Consider the following 20862-nt stretch of genomic DNA (forward strand, 5'->3'; position numbering starts at 1 on the left):
TCGCCTTGGCCCGCTTCGATCCGCCTGGCCTTGCACCGGACCTGCGGCACCTCGGCTGCGTCGTCTCCACCTGGGTGAAGATCCTCAGGACAGCGCCTAGGCGCTGCCGGTTCCGCTGGGCCGCATCGACCAGGGGCGGGTCCGGCGCGACCAGGCGGCAGGCCGGTGGCGCTCAGATCCAGCCGCGACGCGTGGCTTCCATCGCGATCTGGAACCTCGTCCGCGCCCCGGTCCGCTGCATCAGCTTGGTGACGTGCCGCTGAACCGTGCGTTCGCTCCAGCCGAGCGCGCGGCCCACGGCCTTGTCGGGCACGCCGGACGCCAGCAGCATCAGCAGGGTCGACTCCTCCGACGACAGTTCACCGGGGTTCGCCGGACCGAACCGGACCGGCACGCTCCGCGTCCACACCGCCTCGAACAACGCGATCAGGGCGTCCAGCAGGGGTGACGGGTGGATGAGGTAGGAGGCGGTGAGCGCGGGGTCGCCGGGGCGCATCAGGGGGATGATCGCGAGGCGGTCGTCGGCGATCGCCAGCTTCATGGGGACGTCGCCCGCGATCCTCGCCTCCTCGCCGTGCCGCACGCCCAGTTCGATGTCGCCGAGCAGGCCGCGGAGCTCGATCGCGCTCTTGTCGTAGACCACCCGGTACTTGACGCCGCGGGCCAGCAGCGCGAGCTCCAGGTGGTTGGGTTCGCCGTGGCCCTGCGGGGCCGCGTACGGCGGGCGGTCGAAGCCGCGCATCTGCTCGCGGATGTCCTGCTGCATCCGCGCCCAGCGTTCGTTGACCTCGTCGCGTCCGGAGATGACCTCGACGAGTTCGCCGGGGTGGGCGAACCGGGTGCTCGCGCGGTAGGTCTCCATGAGGGTGCCGATGTGGCGGCGGGTGTCGCGCAGGGCTGCCTCGCGTTCGCGGAGGACGGCTTCGATGGCACGGTCCGGCGGGACGACCACGTAGCGCGTCGGGCGGCCGGTGGAGCGGGTCGCCAGGCCGCGCTCGACCAGGACCTGCACCGCACGTCGGGTCGCGGGCAGTGAGCGGTGGGTGTCGTGGGCGAGTTCGGGGGCGGTCGCCTGGGTGCGCCGGACGAGTGCCTCGTAGGTCGCCTCGTCCGCGCCGTTCACGCCGATCGACTCCAGCACGTCACCGCCCCCTCCTCGTGTCGGGTTCCCGACACGTGACCGGAATCCGCCGTGCCGATGACCTTGTCACGGCGGTGATCTTTCCTGCACCGTTTTCACGTCGACGGCGCGCAACCTCACACGGGGCGCGCCGTCTTGCTTGTCCGCGTGGTGTCGGAGCGAAGGAGTCTCCCCATGTCCCTGTCCGCTTTGCGGACCCGCGGCCGGTACCTGGCGCTCGCGGTGCTCGTCACCGCCGGGTGCCTCGGTACCGGGTCCGCCGTGGCCGTTGCCGACCCGCCTCCCGCGCCAGGCCGGTCGAAGATCGCGCAGGAGCTGCTCGACCGGATGGCCGGTGCCCGGTCCGGGCCGGACGCGCGGTTCGAGGCGGTCGTGGTCCTGAAGGACCGCGGTGTGCGGTCGTCCGCGCCGGAGACGGCGCGCAAGGTGCTCACCGACTCGGCGAAGGCCATGCAGGCCCCGGTCGCCGACCTGGTCGGCGCACGCGGGGACGAGGTGGTGAAGTCCTTCTGGCTCAAGAACATGGTGCTCGTCCGCGCCACCCCGGCCACCCTCGGCGCGGTGGCCGCGCTGCCGCTGGTCGACCGGGTCATCCCGAACTTCACGCTGCGGTCACCGGCCGAGCCCCGCAAGCAGGCCACGGCGGTGCAGACCGCCGTGACCTGGGGTGTGCAGAAGATCGGCGCCGACCGGGTGCAGCGGGACGGGGTCACCGGTGCGGGAGTGCGGGTGGCGGTCCTCGACACCGGCATCGACGTCGAGCACCCCGATCTCGCGGGCAAGCTCGTCAGCGGGGAGCCGGCGAACCCCGAGCACCCCGGTGGCTGGATCGAGTTCACCGCCGACGGCTCCCCGGTCCACTCCACCCCGCACGACAGCTCCTACCACGGCACCCACGTGGCCGGCACCATCGCGGGCGGCCACAGCTCCGGCACGCAGATCGGTGTCGCGCCCGGCGCCGAGCTGATGGCCGGGCTCGTCATCCCCGGCGGCACCGGCACGCTCGCGCAGGTGATCGCCGGCATGCAGTGGGCCATCGCGCCCTACGACGCCGACGGCAGGCCCGCAGGCCGGCCCGCGGACGTCGTGAGCATGTCGCTGGGCGAAGAGGGCTACAGCGGCGAGATGGTCGAGCCCGCCCGCAACATCTACCTGGCGGGCGCGTTCCCGGCGTTCGCCATCGGCAACGAGTGCGTGGCCGGCGGGTCCGCCGCTCCCGGCAACGTCTTCGAGGCGACCGGTGTCGGCGCGACCGACGCCGACGACAACGTGCCGGACTTCTCGTGCGGCGGTGTCGTGCGGAAGAAGGACTGGGTCGACGCGCCGGCGAGCTGGCCGGACAGCTACGTCGTGCCGGACCTGTCCGCACCCGGCGTCGACGTCCTCTCTGCGCTGCCCGGCGGTGAGTACGGCCTGCTGAGCGGCACGTCCATGGCCACGCCGCACGCCGCGGGCACCGTCGCGCTGATGCTCCAGGCACATCCGGGGCTCACGCCCGACGAGACGCTGGAGATCCTGACCGGGACGTCGTTCTCCGACGACCGCTACGGTGCGCGGCCCAACACCCGCTTCGGCGCCGGCCGGATCGACGCGGCCGCCGCCGTCGCCGAGGCGCGCCTCGCCAGCGGCATCAGCGGGACGGTCACCGCGGACCGGTCGCGGGATCCGTTGCGCGCCACCACGGTCACCGTGGCGTCCACCGGCAGGTCCTACACCAGCGACGCCGAGGGGCACTTCAAGATCCGCCTGCCCGCGGGCAGCTACGACCTGGACGTGTCCCGCTTCGGCTACCACGAGCAGCGTGTGCGCGTCGTCGTGAGAACCGGCAAGCTGACGGACCTGAAGGTCGCGCTGAAGCCGACGCCGCGGGGTGTGATCACCGGCCGCGTCACCTACGGGCCGACGGGGTCGCGGGTGCCCGGCGCGACGGTGCGGGTGCAGGACGTGCTGGACGACCTCACCGCCGTTTCGGACGGCAACGGCCATTACACGATCAAGGACGTCCCGGAAGGCACCTACCAGGTGTCCGCGTCGTCGGCCGGGATCTCGACCGCATCTCCGCGGAAGGTCACCGTGTCCGGCAAACGGCCCGCCGCAGCCGACTTCGCGCTGCCACGGCCGCCCGCGACGCAACGCGTCTCGCTGACCCGCGACGGCGGGCAGATCCAGGCCCACACCTTCTGGCCGGCCATGAGCGGCGACGCTGGGGTGGTCGCGTTCGCCAGCGCGGCCGGGGAGATAGCGCCCGGCGAGGCGAACGACGACATGGACATCTTCGCCAGGGACAACCGCACCGGCGTGATCGAACGGATCTCGGTCGCGACGAACGGCACCGGCGCGGACGCGTGGGCGATCAGCCCGACGATCAGTCCGGACGGCCGGTACGTCGGCTTCCTCAGCGGTGCCGCCAACCTCGTGCCCGGCGACGTCAACGGTGTGCCCGACTCGTTCGCGCACGACCGGCGGACGGGCACGACCGAGCTGATCTCGGTCTCGTCGGACGAGAAGCAGGCCGACGACCTGTCCGGGCAGCCGGTCTTCAGCGCCGACGGCCGGTACGCGGTGTTCCTCAGCCAGGCCACGAACCTGGTGCCGGGCGACACGAACGGCCGGCAGGACGTCTTCCTGCGCGACCGGGTGGCCGGCACCACCGAACGCGTCTCGCTGGGCGCCGGCGGCGTGCAGGCCGACGGCGACTCGCTGGAGCCGAGCGTCAGCGCCGACGGCAGGTTCGTCGCCTTCGAGAGCGGAGCGGAGAACCTGGTGCCGGGCAGCGCGAACGACCACCGCGACGTCTTCGTCCGCGACCGGGCGACCGGCACGACGGAAGTTCTTCCGGCACCGGCCGGGACGGAGGTGACCCAGCCGTCGATCAGCGCGGACGGCCGCAAGGTGGCCTACGCGAGCAGCGGTCCCGACGCGCCCTCGCAGGTCCACGTGTACGACCGGCAGACCCGGTCGAGCACGCTGGTGTCCCAGGCGGCGACCGGGACCGGCGGCGCGGACGCGTACACGTCGAGTCCGCGGATCAGCGCGGACGGGAACTTCGTGGCGTTCTTCAGCTTCGCCGCCAACCTCGTGCCCGGTGACGACGGCGGGTCGGACGTGTTCGTGCGCGACCTGCGGGCCCGGACGACGGCCAAGGTGTCCGGTGGTCTCGGCGGCCGGCCGGGCGACTCCTACAGCGACTTCCCGTCGATCAGCGCCGACGGCAGGTACATCGCGTTCGAGAGCGAGGCGACGAACATCGTCGAGGACGACACGAACGGCCGCTCGGACATCTTCGTCCACGACCGCGCACCCGCCCCGGAACCGCGGTTCGCGGTGGCGGACCTGCGCACCGAGGGCGGCCACGGGCGGGTGCCCGTGCGGATCACCGCATCGGTGAAGGACGTCGGCGAGGTCTCGGGCACCTACCAGGCCGTGCTGTGGGTGGACGGCGCCGTCGCCGCCGAGCGTGCGGTGCTCGTGCGGAAGAACCAGACCACCAAGGTCTCGTTCGAGGTGCGCGACCTGCCCCGCGGAACGCACGCGGTGCGGTTCGGGCCGCTGACGGGATCGGTGACCGTGCGGTGACGTGAGGAGCCGGGGGAGCGGCGCCGCTCTCCCGGCCGTCGGCGTTCGACGCGGTGACCTGCGAGCGCGGCTCTGGCGTCAGGCCCAGACGTCCGCGATGTTGCGGTCGAACATGGTCGCGACGGACACCAGGGCGCTTTCCAGGTCGACGTTCTCCGGATCGACCAACGCCTGGAGGTGGATGCCCAGGAGCGCGCCGTTGAGCGCGACGGCGGCGGCGCGCTCCTTCCCCTCCGCGACCGCCGGGTCGACGTCCGCCGGGCGGCGCAGGCGCAGCAGCACCTCGATGCCCTCGCGCCGCCGGGTGAAGAACTGCTGGTACTGCTCGGTCACGACACCCCGGTCGCCCAAGGCCTCGACCAGCACCATGAACACCAGCGCCGAGTTGCCGGACCGCAGCAGTTCCGCGGTCTCGGTGAACACCTCGGTGAGCGAAGGCACGGACTGGTAGCGCTCGGCGGGCCAGATCCGGTCGACCACGCGCTCGACGACGGCCATCACCAGACCGTCCTTGTTCTTGAAGTGCCACGGGATCGAGCCGCGGCTGATGCCCGAGCGCTTCGCGATGTCCACGAAGGACGTGCGGTCGAACCCGCGTTCGGCGAACAGCTCCTCGGCCGCGTCCAGGATGCGGCGGCGGCTCTCGTCACCGATCTCGTCGATCCGGCGCTGTCCGGGGGAGGTCACGGCGGTCATCGTACGAGCCTCGCGATGTCGCCGAGCACGTGCCGCGCGCTCACCACCAGGACGACTCCCGCGAGCACCGACCCGGCCGGCGCCACCACGGTGACCGCGGTCTGCTCGCCCCACAACCCCTTCGCCACACCGGTGACGAGGGCCCCGCCCAGGCCGCCGATGGCCGCCGTGCAGACCCCCATCAGCGCGAACGCCGTCGCCCGGATCTCGTGCGGCGTCACCGCGGCCACGACGAGGCTCAACGGGACGATCCCGGCGAACGTCATCGCCTGGGTCAGCACGCCGACGACCACGTACGTCGTCACGTCCGGCGCGTGCGCCTGCACGGCGAACCCGACGCCCAGCAGGGTGAGCGCGACCGCCGCGAGGTAGAGACATCCCTTGGGGCTGAAGCGGAACAGCCGGTCGCTGAGCCAGCCGCTGAGCGCCGCCCCGGCGAGCCCGCCCACCGCGCAGGCCGACGTGATCAGGCCGCGGGCCATGGCGTCCTGGCCGAGCTGGCGGTCCAGCAGGACGGACAGGTAGGTCGGCACCGTCGTCACGGCCATGCCGAACGCGCCGAGCCCGAGGGCGGCCAGGACGAACGTGCGGATGCCGAGGAGCTGGGTGAGCGCGCCCCGCGGGGTGGCCGTGGAGTGTTCGCGCGAGGGCTCCGGCAACCGGAACGCGCCGAGCCCCAGCAGCAGGGCGGGGACGGCGAGGAACGCGAACGCCCAGCGCCACGGCTCGTTCTCCACGGGGACCAGCGCCGCGAACGCCGCCGCCAGCAGCGGCCCGACCACGATCCCCAGCGGCTGGCCGCCCCGGTGCAGGCCGAGCACGCGTCCCCGGCCGTCCCGCGGGTAGGCGTCGACGAGCAGCGACGACTGGATCGGGCCCTCGTTCGCCTTGCCGACCCCCGAGACGACGCGCAGCACCACCGCCTGCCACAGGTGCTGGACCGTGCCCAGCAACCCGGCCGCCGCCGCCCACACGAGCGTGGCGGCCCCGGCGATCGTCGTGCGGCGATGTCGGTCCCCGAGCAGGCCCAGCGGCAGTGCGGCGACGGCGACCATCACCGCGGCCAGGGCGGCCAGCGTCGCCATCGTCTCCGTGCCGATCCCCAGCGACCGGCTGATCTCCGGCGCGAAGACCACGAGCATCACGCCGTCCACGCTGTCGAGCACCTGCAGTCCCACGAGCACGCCGAGGGTGGCCCGGCCCCCTCCGGCGAGCACCTTGCCGATCGTCATCTCCATGCCGAGCAGGCTACTGTGTTAGTCAACATAGAGTTAGTCAGCCGACATAGACGGGTGGTTCGATGCGGGACTGGACGGGGTCGGTCGCCTTCGTGACGGGCGGCGCGAGAGGGATCGGGCTGGGCATCGCGCGTGCCCTGGCGAGGCGGGGCGTGGGCCTGGCGCTGGCCGACGTGGACGAGCCGGCGCTGCACGCGAGCGCCGAGGAGCTGTCCGGGGTGACGGCGGTCCGGACCTACCGGCTCGACGTGCGCGACCGGGACGGGTTCGCCGCGGCCGCCGACGACGCGGAGGAGGAGCTGGGGCCGGTCGACCTGCTGTTCAACAACGCCGGGATCGTGCCGCACTCCACCGTCGACGAGCTGAGCTACGCGAAGTGGGACCTGGCGCTCGCGGTCAACCTGACCGGCGTCGTCAACGGCGTCCAGACCTTCCTGCCGCGCATGCTGGAGCGCCGTGCGGGGTGCATCGTCAACACCGCCTCGGGCGCCGGGCTCGTGTCCGACCCGAGCCTGCTCTACGCGACGGCGAAGTTCGCGGTGGTCGGGCTGTCGGAGTCGTTGCGGCTCAACGTGGCCGGGCGCGGCGTCGACGTCAGCGTGCTGTGTCCCGGTCCGGTCGACACGGGCATCGTCGCGAACACCAGGCGGTCGCACGCCGAGGTGGGGCTGAGCGAGGAGTACGTGCCCGCGGTCGAGGAGTTCCTGCGCGGCGGGCCGTCGGTCGACGAGGTGGGGGAGATGGTGCTCGCGGGCGTCGAGGCCGGGCAGACGTGGATCTTCACCGGTGACGAGATCCGGCCGCACCTGGAGAAGCGGGCGGCGGCCCTGCTCGACGCCTTCAGATCAGCGCCCTGATCGCCTTCTCGAACCCGATGACGTGCTGCGCCGCCAGTTCGGAGGCCTTCTCCTCGTCGCCCTCGACGATGGCGGTCAGCAGCGGCACGTGCTCGTCGACGTGTCCGGCCATCCCGGACAACCGCGGCAGGAACACGCACCAGATGCGCGTCGCCAGGTTGTCGTAGGAGATGAGCGTGTCCTCCAGGAACGGGTTGTGCACGCACCGGTAGATCGCCCGGTGCACGCCCACGTCGTCGCGCAGCAGCGCGATGTTGTCGCCCGGCCGCGCGGCGGTCTCCAGCTGGGACCGCAGCTCGGTCAGGGCGGCGCGGTCGGCCGTCGTGGCGCGCTCGGCCGCGGCGGCCGCGGCCAGCGGCTCCAGGGTGCGCCGGACCTCGGAGATGTGCGAGAGGTCCGAGATGTTCACGTCCGTGGCGAACGTGCCGCGGCGGGGGTAGGCGACGACGAGCCGTTCCTGTTCGAGGCGCTTGAGGGCCTCGCGGATCGGAGTGCGGCCGACGCCGAGCTCCGCGCGCAGCCGGTCCTCGTTGATGGGCTCGCCCGGCTTGATCTCCAGCATCACCAGGCGGTCGCGCAGGACCGCGTACGCCTGCTCGGTGAGTGAGACGGCGGCGGGCTCGTCGTTGACCCGTGCGTTCATGTGACCTACCGTACGGCACAGACTGATATACCAGTAGTCGACCAGATGACCCGCTGGAGGCGCCGTCCATGACCAGCCCGCCCGGAGCGCATCTGCCCGAGCACCCGGACTTCCTCTGGGACAACCCGGAGCCGAAGGCGTCCTACGACGTCGTGGTCGTCGGCGGAGGCGGGCACGGCATCGCGACCGCGTACTACCTCGCGAAGGTCCACGGCATCACGAACGTCGCGGTGCTGGAGAAGGGCTGGCTCGCCGGCGGGAACATGGCCCGCAACACCACGATCATCCGGTCGAACTACCTCTGGGACGAGAGCTCCGGCATCTACGAGCACTCGCTCAAGCTCTGGGAGGGCCTCGAGGACGACCTCGGCTACCCGATCCTGTTCGACCAGCGCGGCGTGCTGAACCTGGCGCACGGCCTGCAGGACGTGCGCGACAGCATCCGCCGGGTCAACGCCAACCGGCTCAACGGCATCGACGCGGAATGGGTGGATCCCGCCGGGGTCAAGGAGATCTGCCCGATCGTCAACATCTCGCCGGACGTGCGCTACCCCGTGCTGGGCGCGACCTACCAGCCCCGCGCGGGCATCGCGAAGCACGACTACGTGGCGTGGGGCTACGCGCGGGCCGCGCACGAGATGGGCGTCGACCTCATCCAGAACTGCGAGGTCACCGGACTGGAGACCGCGAACGGCCGGATCACCGCCGTGCAGACGTCCCGCGGTCGCATCGCCGCCGGGAAGGTCGCGTTGTGCGCCGCCGGGCACAGTTCGGTGCTCGCGAAGATGGTCGGCCTGCGGCTGCCGCTCGCCTCGCACCCGTTGCAGGCCCTGGTCTCCGAGCTGCTCGAACCCGTGCACCCGACCGTCGTGATGTCGAACGCCGTGCACGTCTACGTCTCCCAGGCGCACAAGGGAGAGCTCGTCATGGGCGCGGGCATCGACAGCTACAACGGCTACGGCCAGCGGGGTTCGTTCCACATCATCGAGCAGCAGATGGCGGCCGCGCTGGAGCTGTTCCCCGTCTTCGCCCGCGCGCACCTGCTGCGGACGTGGGCGGGCATCGTCGACGTCAGCCCGGACGCGTCGCCGATCGTCGGCCTCACCCCGGTCGGCGGGCTGTACCTGAACTGCGGCTGGGGGACCGGCGGGTTCAAGGCCACGCCCGGCGTCGGCGACTGCTTCGCGCACACCATCGCCCACGACAAACCGCACCCGTACAACGAGCCGTTCACCCTCGAGCGCTTCACCACCGGCGCCCTCGTCGACGAGCACGGCGCCGCCGCCGTCGCGCACTGACCGAATCTTCCGGGAGCTGACGATGCAACTCATCCCGTGCCCGTGGTGCGGACCGCGCGAGGAAGCCGAGTTCCACTACGGCGGCCAGGCCCACGTCGCCTACCCCGAGGACCCGGCGGCGCTCACCGACGAGGAGTGGGCTCAGTACGTGTTCTTCCGCGAGAACCCGAGCGGGCCGTTCGCCGAGCGCTGGAGCCACAGCGCCGGGTGCCGCCGGTGGTTCAACGCCGTGCGCGACACCCGCACCCACGACCTGCTCGCCGTCTACCGCGCGGGTGAGCCGATGCCGGAGGTGACCGCATGACGTTCCGCACCGCCACCGGTGGCTCGATCGACAGGAGCACGTCGCTGCGCTTCACCTTCAACGGCACCGAGTACACCGGGCACCCCGGTGACACGCTCGCGTCGGCGTTGCTGGCGAACGGCGTGCACGAGGTCGGCAGCAGCGTGAAGCTCGGCCGCCCGCGCGGGATCGTCGCGGCGGGCTCCGAGGACCCGACGTCGCTGGTCCAGGTCGAGGCGCCGTTCTCCGAACCGATGCTGCTCGCCACCACCGTCGAGCTCTACGACGGACTGGTGGCGCGTGGCCTGGCAGGACAGGGAAAGCTCGCGTCCGACCCGGACCCCGCGCGGTACGACGCCAAGCACGAGCACTGCGACGTGCTGGTCGTCGGTGCCGGACCCGCCGGCCTGATGGCGGCGCTGACCGCGGCCCGCAGCGGGGCTCGCGTCGTGCTGGTGGACGAGCAGAACCAGGCCGGCGGCGCATTGCTGGGCGTGGACGAGTACCTGGACGAGCGACCGGCTGCGGAGTGGGTCGCGGACGTCGTCGCGGAGCTGAAGAGCACGCCTGATGTGCTGGTGCTGGAACGGACCACGGCGTTCGGCATGTACCAGGACGGGTTCGTGCTGGCGTTGCAGAAGCGGACCGACCACCTCGGCTTCGCCGCACCCGCTTCCCATGCGCGCCACCGCGTCTGGCGGATCAGGACGAAGCAGACCGTGCTCGCGACCGGCGCCCACGAACGGCCGGTGGTGTTCCCGGACAACGACCGCCCCGGCATCATGCTCGCCTCCTCCGCCCGCACCTTCCTGCACCGCTACGGCGTGCTGCCCGGTTCGCGGGCGGTCGTGTTCACCACCAACGACAGCGCGTACTGCGCGGCGATCGACCTCGCCGAGTCCGGTGTGGACATCGCGCTGGTCGTGGACGCCCGGCCGGAGGTGCCCGCGAGGCTCGCCACCGAGTGCGCGGCAAGGGGGATCGAGGTCCGCGCCGGACAGGTGGTGACCGGGACCGAAGGCGCCGGGCGGATCACCGCCGCGCGCCTCGGCGACGAGACGATCTCCTGCGACACGCTGCTGGTGTCCGGCGGCTGGAACCCGGTCGTCAGCCTCTTCAGCCAGGCTCGCGGCAAGCTCCGGTACGACGCGGAGCTCGGTGCTTTCGTGCCGGGCGAAGAGCTTCCGACCGTGCGCGTGGCGGGATCGGCGACCGGCGAGCTGGACCTGAACGCCTGTGCGCGCCAGGGACGGGACGCCGCCGCGGCCGCGGGGTTCGCGTCCGGTGGCCAGGTTCCGGTGCCCGTGTCCGACTCGCGGTGCACGGCACGGTCCGGTCTCGTGCTGTGGCGCGTGCCCGGTTCCGACGACACGAGCTTCGTGGACCTGCAACGGGACGCGACCGTCGCCGACGTCCTGCGGGCGACCGGGGCAGGCCTGCGGTCGTTGGAGCACGTCAAGCGCTACACGACCATCGGCACGGCTCACGACCAGGGCAAGACGTCCGGCATGATCGCGGCGGGCATCGTCGCGGAGGCGCTCGGCGTCGAACTGGGGGAGCAGAAGCCCACGACGTTCCGCCCGCCGTACACGTCGGTCTCGTTCGCGGCACTGGCCGGACGCGACCGTGGTGAGCTGCACGACCCGGTGCGCGTCACGGCGATCCACCCGTGGCATGTGGCGCACGGCGCGCTGTTCGAGGACGTCGGTCAGTGGAAACGGCCCTGGTACTACCCGAAGCCGGGCGAGGACCTGCACACCGCGGTGCTGCGCGAGTGCAAGGCCACCCGGGAGAGCGTCGGCCTGATGGACGGCTCCACGCTCGGCAAGATCGACGTGCAGGGCGAGGACGCCGGGAAGTTCCTGGACATGCTCTACACCAACATGATGAGCACGCTGAAGGTCGGCCGCATCCGGTACGGCGTCATGTGCGGCGTCGACGGCATGGTGATCGACGACGGCACGGTGATCCGCGTCGGCGAGGAGCGCTACCTCGTCACCACGACCACCGGCAACGCCGCCAAGATCCTCGACTGGATGGAGGAGTGGCTGCAGACTGAGTGGCCGCACCTCGACGTGCACTGCACGTCCGTCACCGAGCACTGGGCCACGATCCCGTTGGTAGGCCCGAGATCTCGTGACGTGCTCGCGGCCGTGGCGCCGGACCTGGACGTCTCGAACGAGGCGTTCGAGTTCATGACCTGGCACGACACCGAGGTCGCCGGGGTGCCCGCGCGGGTGTGCCGGATCAGCTTCTCCGGCGAGCTGGCCTACGAGATCAACGTGACCGCCTGGCACGGCATCGCCGTCTGGGAGGCGTTGATGGCGGCGGGGGAGCAGTACGGGATCACGCCGTACGGCACCGAGACCATGCACGTGCTCCGCGCCGAGAAGGGCTACCCGATCATCGGCCAGGAGACCGACGCGACCGTCACCCCGCAGGACCTCGGCATGTCGTGGGCGGTGTCGAAGAAGAAGCCGGACTTCATCGGCAAACGCTCGTTCGCCCGCGCGGAGAACACCCGCGCGGACCGCAAGCAGCTCGTGGGGCTGTTGCCCGTCGACCCGTCCGTGCTGCTGCCGGAGGGCTCGCAGATCGTCGAGACCGACCGGCTTCCCGAGCCACCGGTCCGGATGCTCGGCCACGTCACGTCGAGCTACCCGAGCGCGGCGCTGGGCAGGACGTTCGCGCTGGCCCTGGTGCGGTCGGGGCACACGCGCATCGGCGAGACGCTGTACGTGCCCGTCGAGGACGCGCTCGTGCCGGTCACCGTCACCGAGTCCGTGCTGTACGACAAGGAGGGGACCCGTCGTGACGGCTGACCTGGTGAGCCCGCTGACCGCCTGGACCTCCCGGCTGGCCGCTCTCGCACCCGCGTTGTCGGTGGCGGAGCTGCCTTTCCGCTCGCAGCTCACGGTGCGGGTGTCCGCGCCCGAGGCGATCGCGGCGATGGGCGAGGCCCTGGGGGTCGCGTTCCCCGCCGCCTGCACCTTCACCTCCGGCACCGGGCCGTTCGGTGCCGTCGAGGTGCTCTGGCTCGGACCGGACGAGTTCCTGGTGGTGGCACCGCCCGGCCACCAGGTGGCGATCGAGGAGGTGGTGCGTGGCGCGCTCGGCACTTCGCGAGGGTCCGTTGTGGACACTTCGGCTCAGCGCACGACGGTGGCCCTGGAAGGGCCGCGCGTCCGGGACGTGCTGGCTCACGGATGTTCCGTGGACCTGCACCCGTCTTCGGCTCCCGCCGGCACTTGCGTGCAGACACTCCTCGCCAGGACGGGGATCGTCCTGCAGGTGAACGGCGACGACCGCTGCACCGTGCTGGTGCGGTCGTCCTTCGCCGGGTACTTCGCGGCCTGGCTCGCCGACGCGTGCACCGAGTACCTGGAGGTGCCGTGATGGCGAGGTTCACCCTGACCCTGCACTGCCCGGAACGCGCCGGCATCGTCCACGCCGTGACGTCGTTCCTGGTCGGCCACGGCTGCGACATCCTGCAGCACCAGCAGTTCGACGACGACGTGCGCGGCAGGCTGTTCCTGCGCACGGCCTTCTCCTGCACGTCCGTCGACGCCGACGACCTGACCCGCGAGTTCGCCGCCGTGGCGGCGGAGTTCGCGATGGACTTCGACCTGTGGGACGACCGGCCGCCGCGCATGCTCGTGTTGGTGTCGAAGGCCGGGCACTGCCTGAACGACCTGCTCTTCCGCTGGCGCGCGGGCAGCCTCGGCGGTGAGATCGCCGCGGTCGTGTCCAACCACGAGGACCTGCGCCCGATGGCGGAGGCCGCGGGGCTCGGCTTCGTGCACGTGCCGAACACCGCCGACACCAAGGCCGCCGCCGAGCAACGCCTGCTGGAGCTGGTCGAGGAGTACCAGGCCGATCTCGTCGTGCTGGCCAGGTACATGCAGGTGCTGTCGAACGACCTGTGCGCCAAGCTGGCCGGCCGGGTGATCAACATCCACCACTCGTTCCTGCCGGGCTTCAAGGGCGCCAAGCCGTACCACCAGGCCTACGACCGCGGCGTGAAGTACGTGGGCGCCACCGCCCACTACGTCACGCCGGACCTCGACGAGGGACCGATCATCGAGCAGGAGGTGCTGCGCGTCGACCACTCCTTCGACCCGCGGGCGCTCACCGCCGCCGGCCGGGACGCGGAGGCGCTGGCGTTGTCGAGGGCCGTGCGCTGGCACTGCGAGCACCGGGTGCTGCTCAACGGCAACGGCACGGTCGTGTTCCGCTGACCGGGCTATCGTCCTGATCAACTCGATCAGGAGGTGACGGTGCCGTTCGTCGCGGCGGTGGAACGCCACCAGGTCGCCGTCTACCTCGGCGCGCTGGCGGCCGGTGCGGCGGCGGGCCTCGCTGCCCCGGCCGCGGGTCCGTGGCTGGAGCACGCCATCAACCCGGTGCTCGCCGTCCTGCTCTACGTCACGTTCCTGCAGGTCCCGGTCGCGGAACTGGGCCGCTCGCTGCGCGCGGGCCGGTTCCTCGCGGCCGTGCTGGTGGTGAACTTCGCCGTGGTGCCCCTGGTCGTCGCGGCGATGATCGGGTTCCTGCCCGCGGACCAGGCCGTGCGGCTCGGCGTCCTGCTCGTGCTGCTCGCGCCGTGCGTCGACTACGTGATCGTCTTCAGCGGACTGGCGGGCGGCGACCACCGCCGGCTGCTCGCGGCGACTCCGCTGCTGCTGCTCGCGCAGATGGCCCTGCTGCCGGTGTTCCTGCTGCTGTTCCTCCGGGTGAACGTGGTCGAGCCCGGCCCGTTCGTGGAGGCGTTCGCGGTGCTGATCGCGATCCCGCTGGCACTGGCGTGGCTGACCCAGCGGTTCAGCGGGTTCGTCGGCGCCGTGAGCACCTCGATGGTGCCGTTGATGGCCGTGACCCTGTTCGCCGTGGTGGCGTCGCAGGTGCCGAAGCTGTCCGGCCTGGCGCAGGTCGTGAGCGTCGCGCCGTTCTACGTGGTGTTCCTGGTGGTCATGGCGTTCCTCGGGCTCGGCGTCGCCAGGCTGTTCCGGCTGGACGTGCCCGAGAGCCGCGCGATCGTGTTCACCGGCGCCACCCGCAACTCGCTCGTCGTGCTGCCGCTCGCCTTGGCGTTGCCCGGTGACGTCGCCGCGGTGGTCGTGACGCAGACGTTGGTCGAGGTCGTCGGGATGGTCGTCTACGTCCGCGCCGTGCCGCGGCTGCTGCCTAACGCCGGCTGACGACCAGGTACCGCTCGTCCTCGATCGGCCGTCCCCACAACGCCTCGCCGTCGAGCGGGGTGACCACGGCCTCGTCCCGCACCCGCAGCACCAGGTCGCGCGTCTCGGCCGCCGTGAGTCCAGACCCGGTCGACCAGCGCCCCTCGACGAGCACCAGCACGCCACCGGGCCGCAGCAACCGCGTCCACCTGCCGACCGCGGCCGCCGGGTCCGGCAACGCCCACAGGACGTGCCGGGCCAGGACGACGTCGAACGACGCCTCCTCGTACGGCGGATGAGCGGCGTCACCCGTGACGAGGTCGACGCGCACCCCGGCCTTGCTCGCCTTGGCCGCCGCGGCCTCGACCATCCGCGCCGAGAAGTCCAGCGCGCTGACGTCGTGCCCGGCCTGCGCGAGGAGCACCGCGAGGCTGCCGGTCCCGCACCCGAGGTCCACGACGGCCGCGTTCGCCCTCGGCACGAGCGGCAGCAGCACCGCGGCCCACGCCTCCCGCACGCGCTCGTCCCGCAGCCCGTGGTCGGGTTCGTCGTCGAACGTCGCCGCCTGCGCGTCCCAGAACTCCGCCGTCACGCCGTCTTCCTCAGCCACCACAACCCCAGGACCGGCAGCACCAGCGGGATGAACCCGTACCCGATGCCGAAGAACGACCACACCGTCGCGTCCGGGAACACGTGCGGCACGAACAGACTGACCAGCCCGACCGTGACGACGCCGATGAACTCGATGCCGCACGCGACGAACGCGATCCGCCGCGAGCCGGTCGCGAGGGTCACCGTCGCCACGATGTACACGACGGCCGCGAAGGCCGACAGCAGGTACGCGACCGGTGCCTGGTCGAAGCGGGTGGCGAGCTGCACGGCCGAGCGCGACGTCGCCGCGAGCGCGAAGATCCCGTAGACGGCGACCAGCATCCGCCCCGGCCCCTGCCGGATCGACGCGTCAGGCATGAGCCGCCCAGATCTGGCCGAGCCGCAGGACCATGACGGGGATGCTCAGGCACCCGACCGCCAGCACGCCGCCGCTCCACCGGCTGCGCTCACCCGCCGCCCACACCACGGCGACCGGGATGATCACGGCGGCGCCGATGAGGTACCCGGCGAACGAGAGCCGGTCGATCTCCCGCGACGTGATCTGCCCGAGCCCGATCACGGCCTGGACGAACAGGCCCGTCTCCAGCACCGCCAGCAGGGCCAGCAGGCCGCGCTTGGCCGTCGTGAACGGCAGCAGCGGCTGGTTCAGCACGACCAGCACCACCGACCAGACAGCGCCGGCCAGGGCGAGGACGGTCAGCACCGTCGGCAACACGTCGATCATCAGGCTCGATTCCCGGGTGGAGCGATCTACGCCCTGATGGTGTCACGGACCGGTCTTCCCGGCGTCGCGACCCTCCAGTGCGTCCAGGCCGTCCTGCCAGCGCTGCCGCCGCTCACTCGCCGTCTGCTCCCACCACGGGGTGCCGCGTTCGCCGAGGGCGACCTTCGCGAGCTGGACCCGTGCGCGGGCGTCCCGTTCCGCCTCGGCGTCGTCGGCGCGGAGGGCGGCGCCGACGTCCCGGCGGGCCGCCATCAGCAGGCTGCGCAGCCTGGCGGCCGGGTCGGGCGGGATCTCGGGGTCGGTGGCCCGCCACCGCCGTCCGTTGACCACGACGAAGTGCCCGTCGGACGTGTGCTCCGGTGCGGCCATCGCACCAGGATCGCATCGATCACACCGCGGGGCCCGGGAGGCGAACCCGACCCGGAACACGACCGGCATACCCGCGCACCGAGACTGGGTACAGGGGAGAGCGCGATGTCCGTCTCTCGGACCGCATGACGAAAGGACACGGGTGGACGACTCGTCGAAGGTCGGCCGGCCGGCACGGGCGGTGCTCGCCGCCGCGGACGCGTTCCGCGCCGAGGTGGCCGGGGTGCGCGCGGAACCGGAACGGCTGCTCGCCCTGGCCTCCGCCCAGTACCGGGCGGTCCGCGCCGCGCTGGTGGCCGAGCGGTTGCGCGCGATGCCGGTGGAGAAGCTCAGGGACACCACCGCGAACCTGCGGCTGAGCACGCTGAAGGACGCCGGCTACGGGACCGTGGCCGACGTCGCCGCGGCGGGACTGGCCGAGCTCGACCGCGTGCCGGGGGTCGGCAGGCAGACCGCCGAGCAGATCGTCCGGGTCGCCCGCGCCGTCGTCGAGGGCGTCGAACGGGACACGTCCGTCCGGCTCGACCCCGACCGCGCCGACCGAGCCCAGACCGAGCTGCTGCAGCTGCTGTCCAAGCTGCGCAGGGCGAACCAGCTCGTCGGACCGCTGCACGACGTGCTCGAGGACGTGCTGGAGAGGGTCGACGCCGACGTGCGCGCCGCCTCCCGCACCTGGAGCCGGGTGCGGATGTTCTTCTCCTCGCCGAGGAAGAAGCAGGCCGCCCTCGACTCGCTCGGCCGGCTCCGGACGTTGCTGGCCGGCCGTGACGTGGCGGCGTTGCGGGCGGTCGGCACGCAGCTGCGCGTGCCGGACCTGGACCACCGCGCGCTGTGGCGCGACTACGAGCTCGACGCGGCCGCGTACAACACGCTGCTCGCCGATCTCTCCGGGACGCGGGAGAAGCCGGACCACAGCGCCGCCAGGGGGTTCGTCCCCGCCGACATCGAGCACGAGGTCGACGCGACCCCGCTGGACACCAGCCTGCTGAAGGTGTCGCTGCGCGGCTACCAGGTGTTCGGCGCCAAGTTCGCGCTCGCCCGCAAGCGCGTGATCATCGGCGACGAGATGGGACTGGGCAAGACGATCGAGGCCGTCGCGGTGATGGCGAGCCTCGCCGCGCAGGGACGGCGCGGGTTCCTGGTGGTCTGCCCGGCGAGCGTCGTCGTCAACTGGGTCAACGAGATCGCCCGGCACAGCGACCTCGTGCCGCACCGGATGCACGGCGCGGGCCGTGACGGCGCGGTCGGGAAGTGGCTGGCGCAGGGCGGGGTCGGCGTGACGACGTTCGGCACGCTGCCGAAACTGGTGCTGCCGAAGAAGTTCCGTCCGACGCTGGTGGTCGTGGACGAGGCGCACTACGTCAAGAACCCGGACACGCAACGCTCGCAGGCGGTCGACGCGGTCGTGCAACGCGCGGAGCGGGCGGTGCTGCTCACCGGTACGCCGATGGAGAACCGCGTCGAGGAGTTCCGCAACCTGGTGGCCTACCTCCAGCCGGGCGTCGCGGCCCGCACGGGCACCATCGACGCCGTGGTGGGGGCGAAGGCCTTCCGCCGCGTCGTGGCCCCGGTGTACCTGCGGCGCAACCAGGAGGACGTGCTGGGCGAGCTGCCGGAGCTGCTGGAGGTCGAGGACTGGGTCGAGTTCGGCAGGCAGGACCGGGGTGCGTACCTCACCGCGGTGCGCGACGGGAACCTGATGGCGATGCGCCGTGCCGCCTACGCGCCGGGCACGCCCCGCGGCTCGGCCAAGCTGGAACGGCTGCTGGAGATCATCGAGGAGTCGCGGGACAACGGCTGGAAGGTCGTGGTGTTCTCGTACTTCCACGACGTGCTGGACGCGGTCGCGGAGCACGTCGACGTCTTCGGTCCGCTGACCGGCGCGACGTCGGCGGAGGGACGCCAGGAGCTCGTGGACGCGTTCACGGCGCGCGAGGGGCACGCGGTGCTGGTGGCCCAGATCGAGGCGGGCGGTGTGGGTCTCAACATCCAGGCCGCGTCCGTGGTGATCATCGCGGAGCCGCAGTGGAAGCCGAGCACCGAGGACCAGGCGATCGCCCGGTGCCACCGGATGGGCCAGGTACGCAAGGTGCACGTGCACCGGTTGCTGGTCAAGGACAGCGTGGACGCGCGGGTGCGGGAGATCCGCGACCACAAGACGTTGCTGTTCGACCACTACGCCCGGGAGAGCGACACGAAGCACACCCACGCGAGCGCGCTGGACTCGGCGGTGTCGGTGGAACAGCGGGTGGTGCAGGCCGAGCAGCAACGCCTGGGCGTCTAGAACCTGTGGCCGTGCGCGGAAACAGCGGCCGGACCGCCGTTTCCGCGCACGGGTTTGAGCGCACGGATTCAGCGCAGGCCGACGGGCTCCAGCAGCCCCTGCTCCGCCTCGGCCGCCTCCTTCGCCGCTTCCAGCTCCTTCGCCCGCTCCTTGGCCCGTTCGACGCGGTAGCCGACGACCACCGTCGTGATGAGGGACAGGGAGATCAGCGCCTCGGCGATGAAGAACGCGCCGAAGTCCACGACCGACCCGATCGGCGGCTGCCCGGGAACGGCGTTGCGCAGCGGCACGAGCGCGAACAGCAGAGCGCCCATGAAGCTCATCGACGGCCACAGCAGACCGTGGCGGCCCCTCACCGCGAAGTACGCGGCGATGACCGCCGCGAGGCTGAGGAACCACATGAACACCATGATGAACAGCGCGAACGAGAACGTGCCGGTCGAGCGCTTCGCCGCCACGGTGAACGTGAGCGCGTCGTGGGCCTCCTCGTGCTGCCCGAGCGTGAGCTTGAAGAACGAGTCGGCGTTCACCAGCGTCACGCCGACCGGCACCGCGGCGCCGTCGACCTCGGCGGTGAACCCGAAGTCCACCTGGTACCCGTCGAAGGGGTAGTCGGTGATCACGCCGTCGTTCATCGCCACCCTGAGGTCGGCGACGCTCGGCGTCTTGCCCGCCTTGAACGGCAGCACGTCACCCTTGACGCCGTTGGTGTAGAGGGTGATGTCCTTGCGCGGCAACCCGTTCTCGTCGGCCAGCGCGCCCTGCGGCAGCACCTCGACCTGGGCCGAGATCTCCTGCAGGACGGCGTCGGTCTTCTGGACGAACACGCTGACGTCGAGGCGGTTCGCCGACGTCGAGTCGCCCAGTGAGATCGCCTGTTGCCCCTGGGTGCGCTCCACCAGGTACACGGTCAGGCTTCCGGCGGTGACCAGCACCAGGAGTGCCACGAACGCCAGGACCTTCCAGGCGGATTTCCGTCGTGGGCGCAGGTCGGTGCTCATCGAGAAACCCTTTCGGAACCAATTTGGTAGGAGTCCTACGGATATTGGCACGCGGGGGAATGCGGGCGCAAGCGGTTCGAGGGGAAGAAAAGAATCCATTGTGGATTGATGCGATGTCCACTCTGGACTTGTGCTGGCAAGCCTGTTGAGACGCTGTGGCACTGGGAATGGCGGGTTTCCGGTATTCGGCCGCGCCGGGGCGGTGGTGGGGGAGCGGCGGCGGGCGGAAGAATCGGCGGAGATCGCCGGGCACGTGGTCCGGCGCCGCCGGAAGGACATCATGGGAATCGGGACCCGTCTCGCCGACCTGGCCGGAGCAGCCGTTCTCACGGCCGCGGAGGTCGTCGCCGTGGACCGGATCGACGAGCGGTTCGTGCTCGTCGAGCTGCACTCGCCCGCGTTCGGCTCCGCGACCTGGGCAGCGGGCGCCAAGCTGCAGATCCGCCCGCGCCGCGGCACGCTCGCGATGCGGACCTACACGCCCGTCGACTGGGACACCGGGCAGTCGCGCACCCGGCTGCTCGCCTACACGCACGGCGACGGGCCTGCCGCCGACTGGTTCCGCGCCGTCGAGCCGGGCACGACGGCGGAGCTGATGGGTCCGCGCCGGTCGATCTCCCCGCCCGCGAACGGGGAGCGGGTGGTGCTGGTCGGTGACGAGACGAGCATTGCGCTCGCGGTGGCGTTGCAGGGCACGGGTGCGCGGATCGCGACGGTGTTCGAAGCACAGCGGCCCGACCTGGTGCCCGCCGTCCTCGACCACGTCGGGCTGAAGACGGACTCCGTCGAGGTCGTGGCGTCGGCCGGAGGTCAGGATCGGACCGCTCTGCTCGACCGCGTCCGCGCCGCCGTGGCCGGGGTCGCCGGTCCTTGCCACTTTGGCGTGGAAGGGGAAGCCGCCACCATGTCCACCGCGCCCCGGGGAGGCCACAAACGGGGTGCACAGCACCCAAGAGTCACCCG

At 71.7% G+C, this 20862-nt stretch carries 19 protein-coding genes; 10 read left to right on the forward strand and 9 right to left on the reverse strand.

What is annotated here, in order from left to right; translation table 11 throughout:
* Positions 1-172: 172 nt before the first annotated feature.
* Positions 173-1141 (reverse strand): helix-turn-helix domain-containing protein, encoded by a 969-nt coding sequence (locus ACFWV3_RS00005; RefSeq protein WP_382406402.1) that lies wholly within the window; start codon positions 1139-1141, stop codon positions 173-175.
* Between the two features lie 174 nt (positions 1142-1315).
* Here ACFWV3_RS00005 and ACFWV3_RS00010 point away from each other — a divergent pair, with 174 nt between their 5' ends.
* The gene (locus ACFWV3_RS00010; RefSeq protein ID WP_382406404.1) at positions 1316-4717 is read left to right on the forward strand and encodes a S8 family serine peptidase; all 3402 of its coding nucleotides are present in this window, start codon (positions 1316-1318) and stop codon (positions 4715-4717) included.
* Positions 4718-4795: 78 nt separating this feature from the next.
* Here the strand turns inward: ACFWV3_RS00010 and ACFWV3_RS00015 are convergent, their stop codons facing one another.
* On the reverse strand, positions 4796-5404 hold the full coding sequence (locus ACFWV3_RS00015; RefSeq protein ID WP_382406406.1) for a TetR/AcrR family transcriptional regulator: 609 nt from the start codon (positions 5402-5404) through the stop codon (positions 4796-4798).
* 5 nt (positions 5405-5409) lie between these two features.
* A complete protein-coding gene (locus ACFWV3_RS00020) occupies positions 5410-6651 on the reverse strand; it encodes an MFS transporter (RefSeq protein ID WP_382406408.1) in 1242 nt (413 codons plus the stop codon).
* Between the two features lie 62 nt (positions 6652-6713).
* Here ACFWV3_RS00020 and ACFWV3_RS00025 point away from each other — a divergent pair, with 62 nt between their 5' ends.
* A complete protein-coding gene (locus ACFWV3_RS00025; RefSeq protein ID WP_382406410.1) occupies positions 6714-7508 on the forward strand; it encodes an SDR family NAD(P)-dependent oxidoreductase in 795 nt (264 codons plus the stop codon).
* Here ACFWV3_RS00025 and ACFWV3_RS00030 read toward each other — a convergent pair.
* Positions 7492-8151, reverse strand: coding sequence for a GntR family transcriptional regulator (locus tag ACFWV3_RS00030; RefSeq protein ID WP_382406412.1), 660 nt, complete (start codon positions 8149-8151; stop codon positions 7492-7494). The genes ACFWV3_RS00025 and ACFWV3_RS00030 overlap by 17 nt on opposite strands.
* Positions 8152-8219: 68 nt before the next feature.
* Here ACFWV3_RS00030 and ACFWV3_RS00035 point away from each other — a divergent pair, with 68 nt between their 5' ends.
* Genes ACFWV3_RS00035 through ACFWV3_RS00060 form a run of 6 tightly spaced genes read left to right on the forward strand, consistent with a single transcriptional unit; the run spans position 8220 to position 14930 of the window.
* Entirely contained in the window at positions 8220-9449 is a 1230-nt protein-coding gene (locus ACFWV3_RS00035; protein ID WP_382406414.1) for a sarcosine oxidase subunit beta family protein, read from the forward strand.
* Positions 9450-9471: 22 nt separating this feature from the next.
* A complete protein-coding gene (locus ACFWV3_RS00040) occupies positions 9472-9753 on the forward strand; it encodes a sarcosine oxidase subunit delta (RefSeq protein WP_382406416.1) in 282 nt (93 codons plus the stop codon).
* Positions 9750-12554, forward strand: a complete 2805-nt coding sequence (locus ACFWV3_RS00045) for a 2Fe-2S iron-sulfur cluster-binding protein (RefSeq protein WP_382406418.1) — start codon at positions 9750-9752, stop codon at positions 12552-12554. The genes ACFWV3_RS00040 and ACFWV3_RS00045 overlap by 4 nt, the downstream gene beginning before the upstream one ends.
* Positions 12544-13128 carry a sarcosine oxidase subunit gamma gene (locus ACFWV3_RS00050; protein WP_382406419.1) on the forward strand — a complete coding sequence of 195 codons (585 nt, stop codon included), beginning with the start codon at positions 12544-12546 and terminating at the stop codon, positions 13126-13128. The genes ACFWV3_RS00045 and ACFWV3_RS00050 overlap by 11 nt, the downstream gene beginning before the upstream one ends.
* Entirely contained in the window at positions 13128-13970 is an 843-nt protein-coding gene (purU, locus tag ACFWV3_RS00055; protein ID WP_382406421.1) for a formyltetrahydrofolate deformylase, read from the forward strand. Before ACFWV3_RS00050 ends, purU begins: the two co-directional genes overlap by 1 nt.
* 39 nt (positions 13971-14009) lie before the next feature.
* Complete coding sequence (locus tag ACFWV3_RS00060) at positions 14010-14930, forward strand: arsenic resistance protein (RefSeq protein ID WP_382406423.1); 921 nt, start codon at positions 14010-14012, stop codon at positions 14928-14930.
* Here the strand turns inward: ACFWV3_RS00060 and ACFWV3_RS00065 are convergent.
* Genes ACFWV3_RS00065 through ACFWV3_RS00080 form a run of 4 tightly spaced genes read right to left on the reverse strand, consistent with a single transcriptional unit; the run spans position 14917 to position 16614 of the window.
* Positions 14917-15519 (reverse strand): class I SAM-dependent methyltransferase, encoded by a 603-nt coding sequence (locus ACFWV3_RS00065; protein WP_382406425.1) that lies wholly within the window; start codon positions 15517-15519, stop codon positions 14917-14919. The two genes, ACFWV3_RS00060 and ACFWV3_RS00065, sit on opposite strands and share 14 nt — an antisense overlap.
* Positions 15498-15878, reverse strand: coding sequence for a hypothetical protein (locus ACFWV3_RS00070; protein WP_382406427.1), 381 nt, complete (start codon positions 15876-15878; stop codon positions 15498-15500). The genes ACFWV3_RS00065 and ACFWV3_RS00070 overlap by 22 nt, the downstream gene beginning before the upstream one ends.
* A complete protein-coding gene (locus tag ACFWV3_RS00075; protein ID WP_382406429.1) occupies positions 15871-16245 on the reverse strand; it encodes a hypothetical protein in 375 nt (124 codons plus the stop codon). The genes ACFWV3_RS00070 and ACFWV3_RS00075 overlap by 8 nt, the downstream gene beginning before the upstream one ends.
* A 42-nt stretch (positions 16246-16287) precedes the next feature.
* On the reverse strand, positions 16288-16614 hold the full coding sequence (locus tag ACFWV3_RS00080) for a hypothetical protein (protein ID WP_382406431.1): 327 nt from the start codon (positions 16612-16614) through the stop codon (positions 16288-16290).
* A 142-nt stretch (positions 16615-16756) separates the two neighbouring features.
* On the opposite strand from ACFWV3_RS00080, the gene ACFWV3_RS00085 reads away from it, so the two are divergent.
* Positions 16757-18898 (forward strand): DEAD/DEAH box helicase, encoded by a 2142-nt coding sequence (locus ACFWV3_RS00085; RefSeq protein ID WP_382406433.1) that lies wholly within the window; start codon positions 16757-16759, stop codon positions 18896-18898.
* Between the two features lie 68 nt (positions 18899-18966).
* Here the strand turns inward: ACFWV3_RS00085 and ACFWV3_RS00090 are convergent, their stop codons facing one another.
* Entirely contained in the window at positions 18967-19899 is a 933-nt protein-coding gene (locus ACFWV3_RS00090) for a DUF4436 family protein (protein WP_382406435.1), read from the reverse strand.
* A 280-nt stretch (positions 19900-20179) separates the two neighbouring features.
* Here ACFWV3_RS00090 and ACFWV3_RS00095 point away from each other — a divergent pair.
* On the forward strand, positions 20180-20862 hold a 683-nt coding region (locus ACFWV3_RS00095; RefSeq protein ID WP_382406437.1), incomplete at its 3' end, for a siderophore-interacting protein.

It is taken from the genome of Lentzea sp. NPDC059081 (assembly GCF_042738015.1).
Classification (GTDB): domain Bacteria; phylum Actinomycetota; class Actinomycetes; order Mycobacteriales; family Pseudonocardiaceae; genus Lentzea.

Excerpts from the sequence above, each read along its gene's own strand:
- ACFWV3_RS00075 (WP_382406429.1), bottom strand. The coding sequence starts at position 16,245 with ATGATCGACGTGTTGCCGACGGTGCTGACCGTCCTCGCCCTGGCCGGC.
- ACFWV3_RS00025 (WP_382406410.1), top strand. The coding sequence starts at position 6,714 with ATGCGGGACTGGACGGGGTCGGTCGCCTTCGTGACGGGCGGCGCGAGA.
- ACFWV3_RS00080 (WP_382406431.1), bottom strand. The coding sequence starts at position 16,614 with ATGGCCGCACCGGAGCACACGTCCGACGGGCACTTCGTCGTGGTCAAC.
- ACFWV3_RS00030 (WP_382406412.1), bottom strand. The coding sequence starts at position 8,151 with ATGAACGCACGGGTCAACGACGAGCCCGCCGCCGTCTCACTCACCGAG.
- purU (WP_382406421.1), top strand. The coding sequence starts at position 13,128 with ATGGCGAGGTTCACCCTGACCCTGCACTGCCCGGAACGCGCCGGCATC.
- ACFWV3_RS00020 (WP_382406408.1), bottom strand. The coding sequence starts at position 6,651 with ATGGAGATGACGATCGGCAAGGTGCTCGCCGGAGGGGGCCGGGCCACC.
- ACFWV3_RS00010 (WP_382406404.1), top strand. The coding sequence starts at position 1,316 with ATGTCCCTGTCCGCTTTGCGGACCCGCGGCCGGTACCTGGCGCTCGCG.
- ACFWV3_RS00045 (WP_382406418.1), top strand. The coding sequence starts at position 9,750 with ATGACGTTCCGCACCGCCACCGGTGGCTCGATCGACAGGAGCACGTCG.
- ACFWV3_RS00040 (WP_382406416.1), top strand. The coding sequence starts at position 9,472 with ATGCAACTCATCCCGTGCCCGTGGTGCGGACCGCGCGAGGAAGCCGAG.
- ACFWV3_RS00070 (WP_382406427.1), bottom strand. The coding sequence starts at position 15,878 with ATGCCTGACGCGTCGATCCGGCAGGGGCCGGGGCGGATGCTGGTCGCC.
- ACFWV3_RS00035 (WP_382406414.1), top strand. The coding sequence starts at position 8,220 with ATGACCAGCCCGCCCGGAGCGCATCTGCCCGAGCACCCGGACTTCCTC.
- ACFWV3_RS00090 (WP_382406435.1), bottom strand. The coding sequence starts at position 19,899 with ATGAGCACCGACCTGCGCCCACGACGGAAATCCGCCTGGAAGGTCCTG.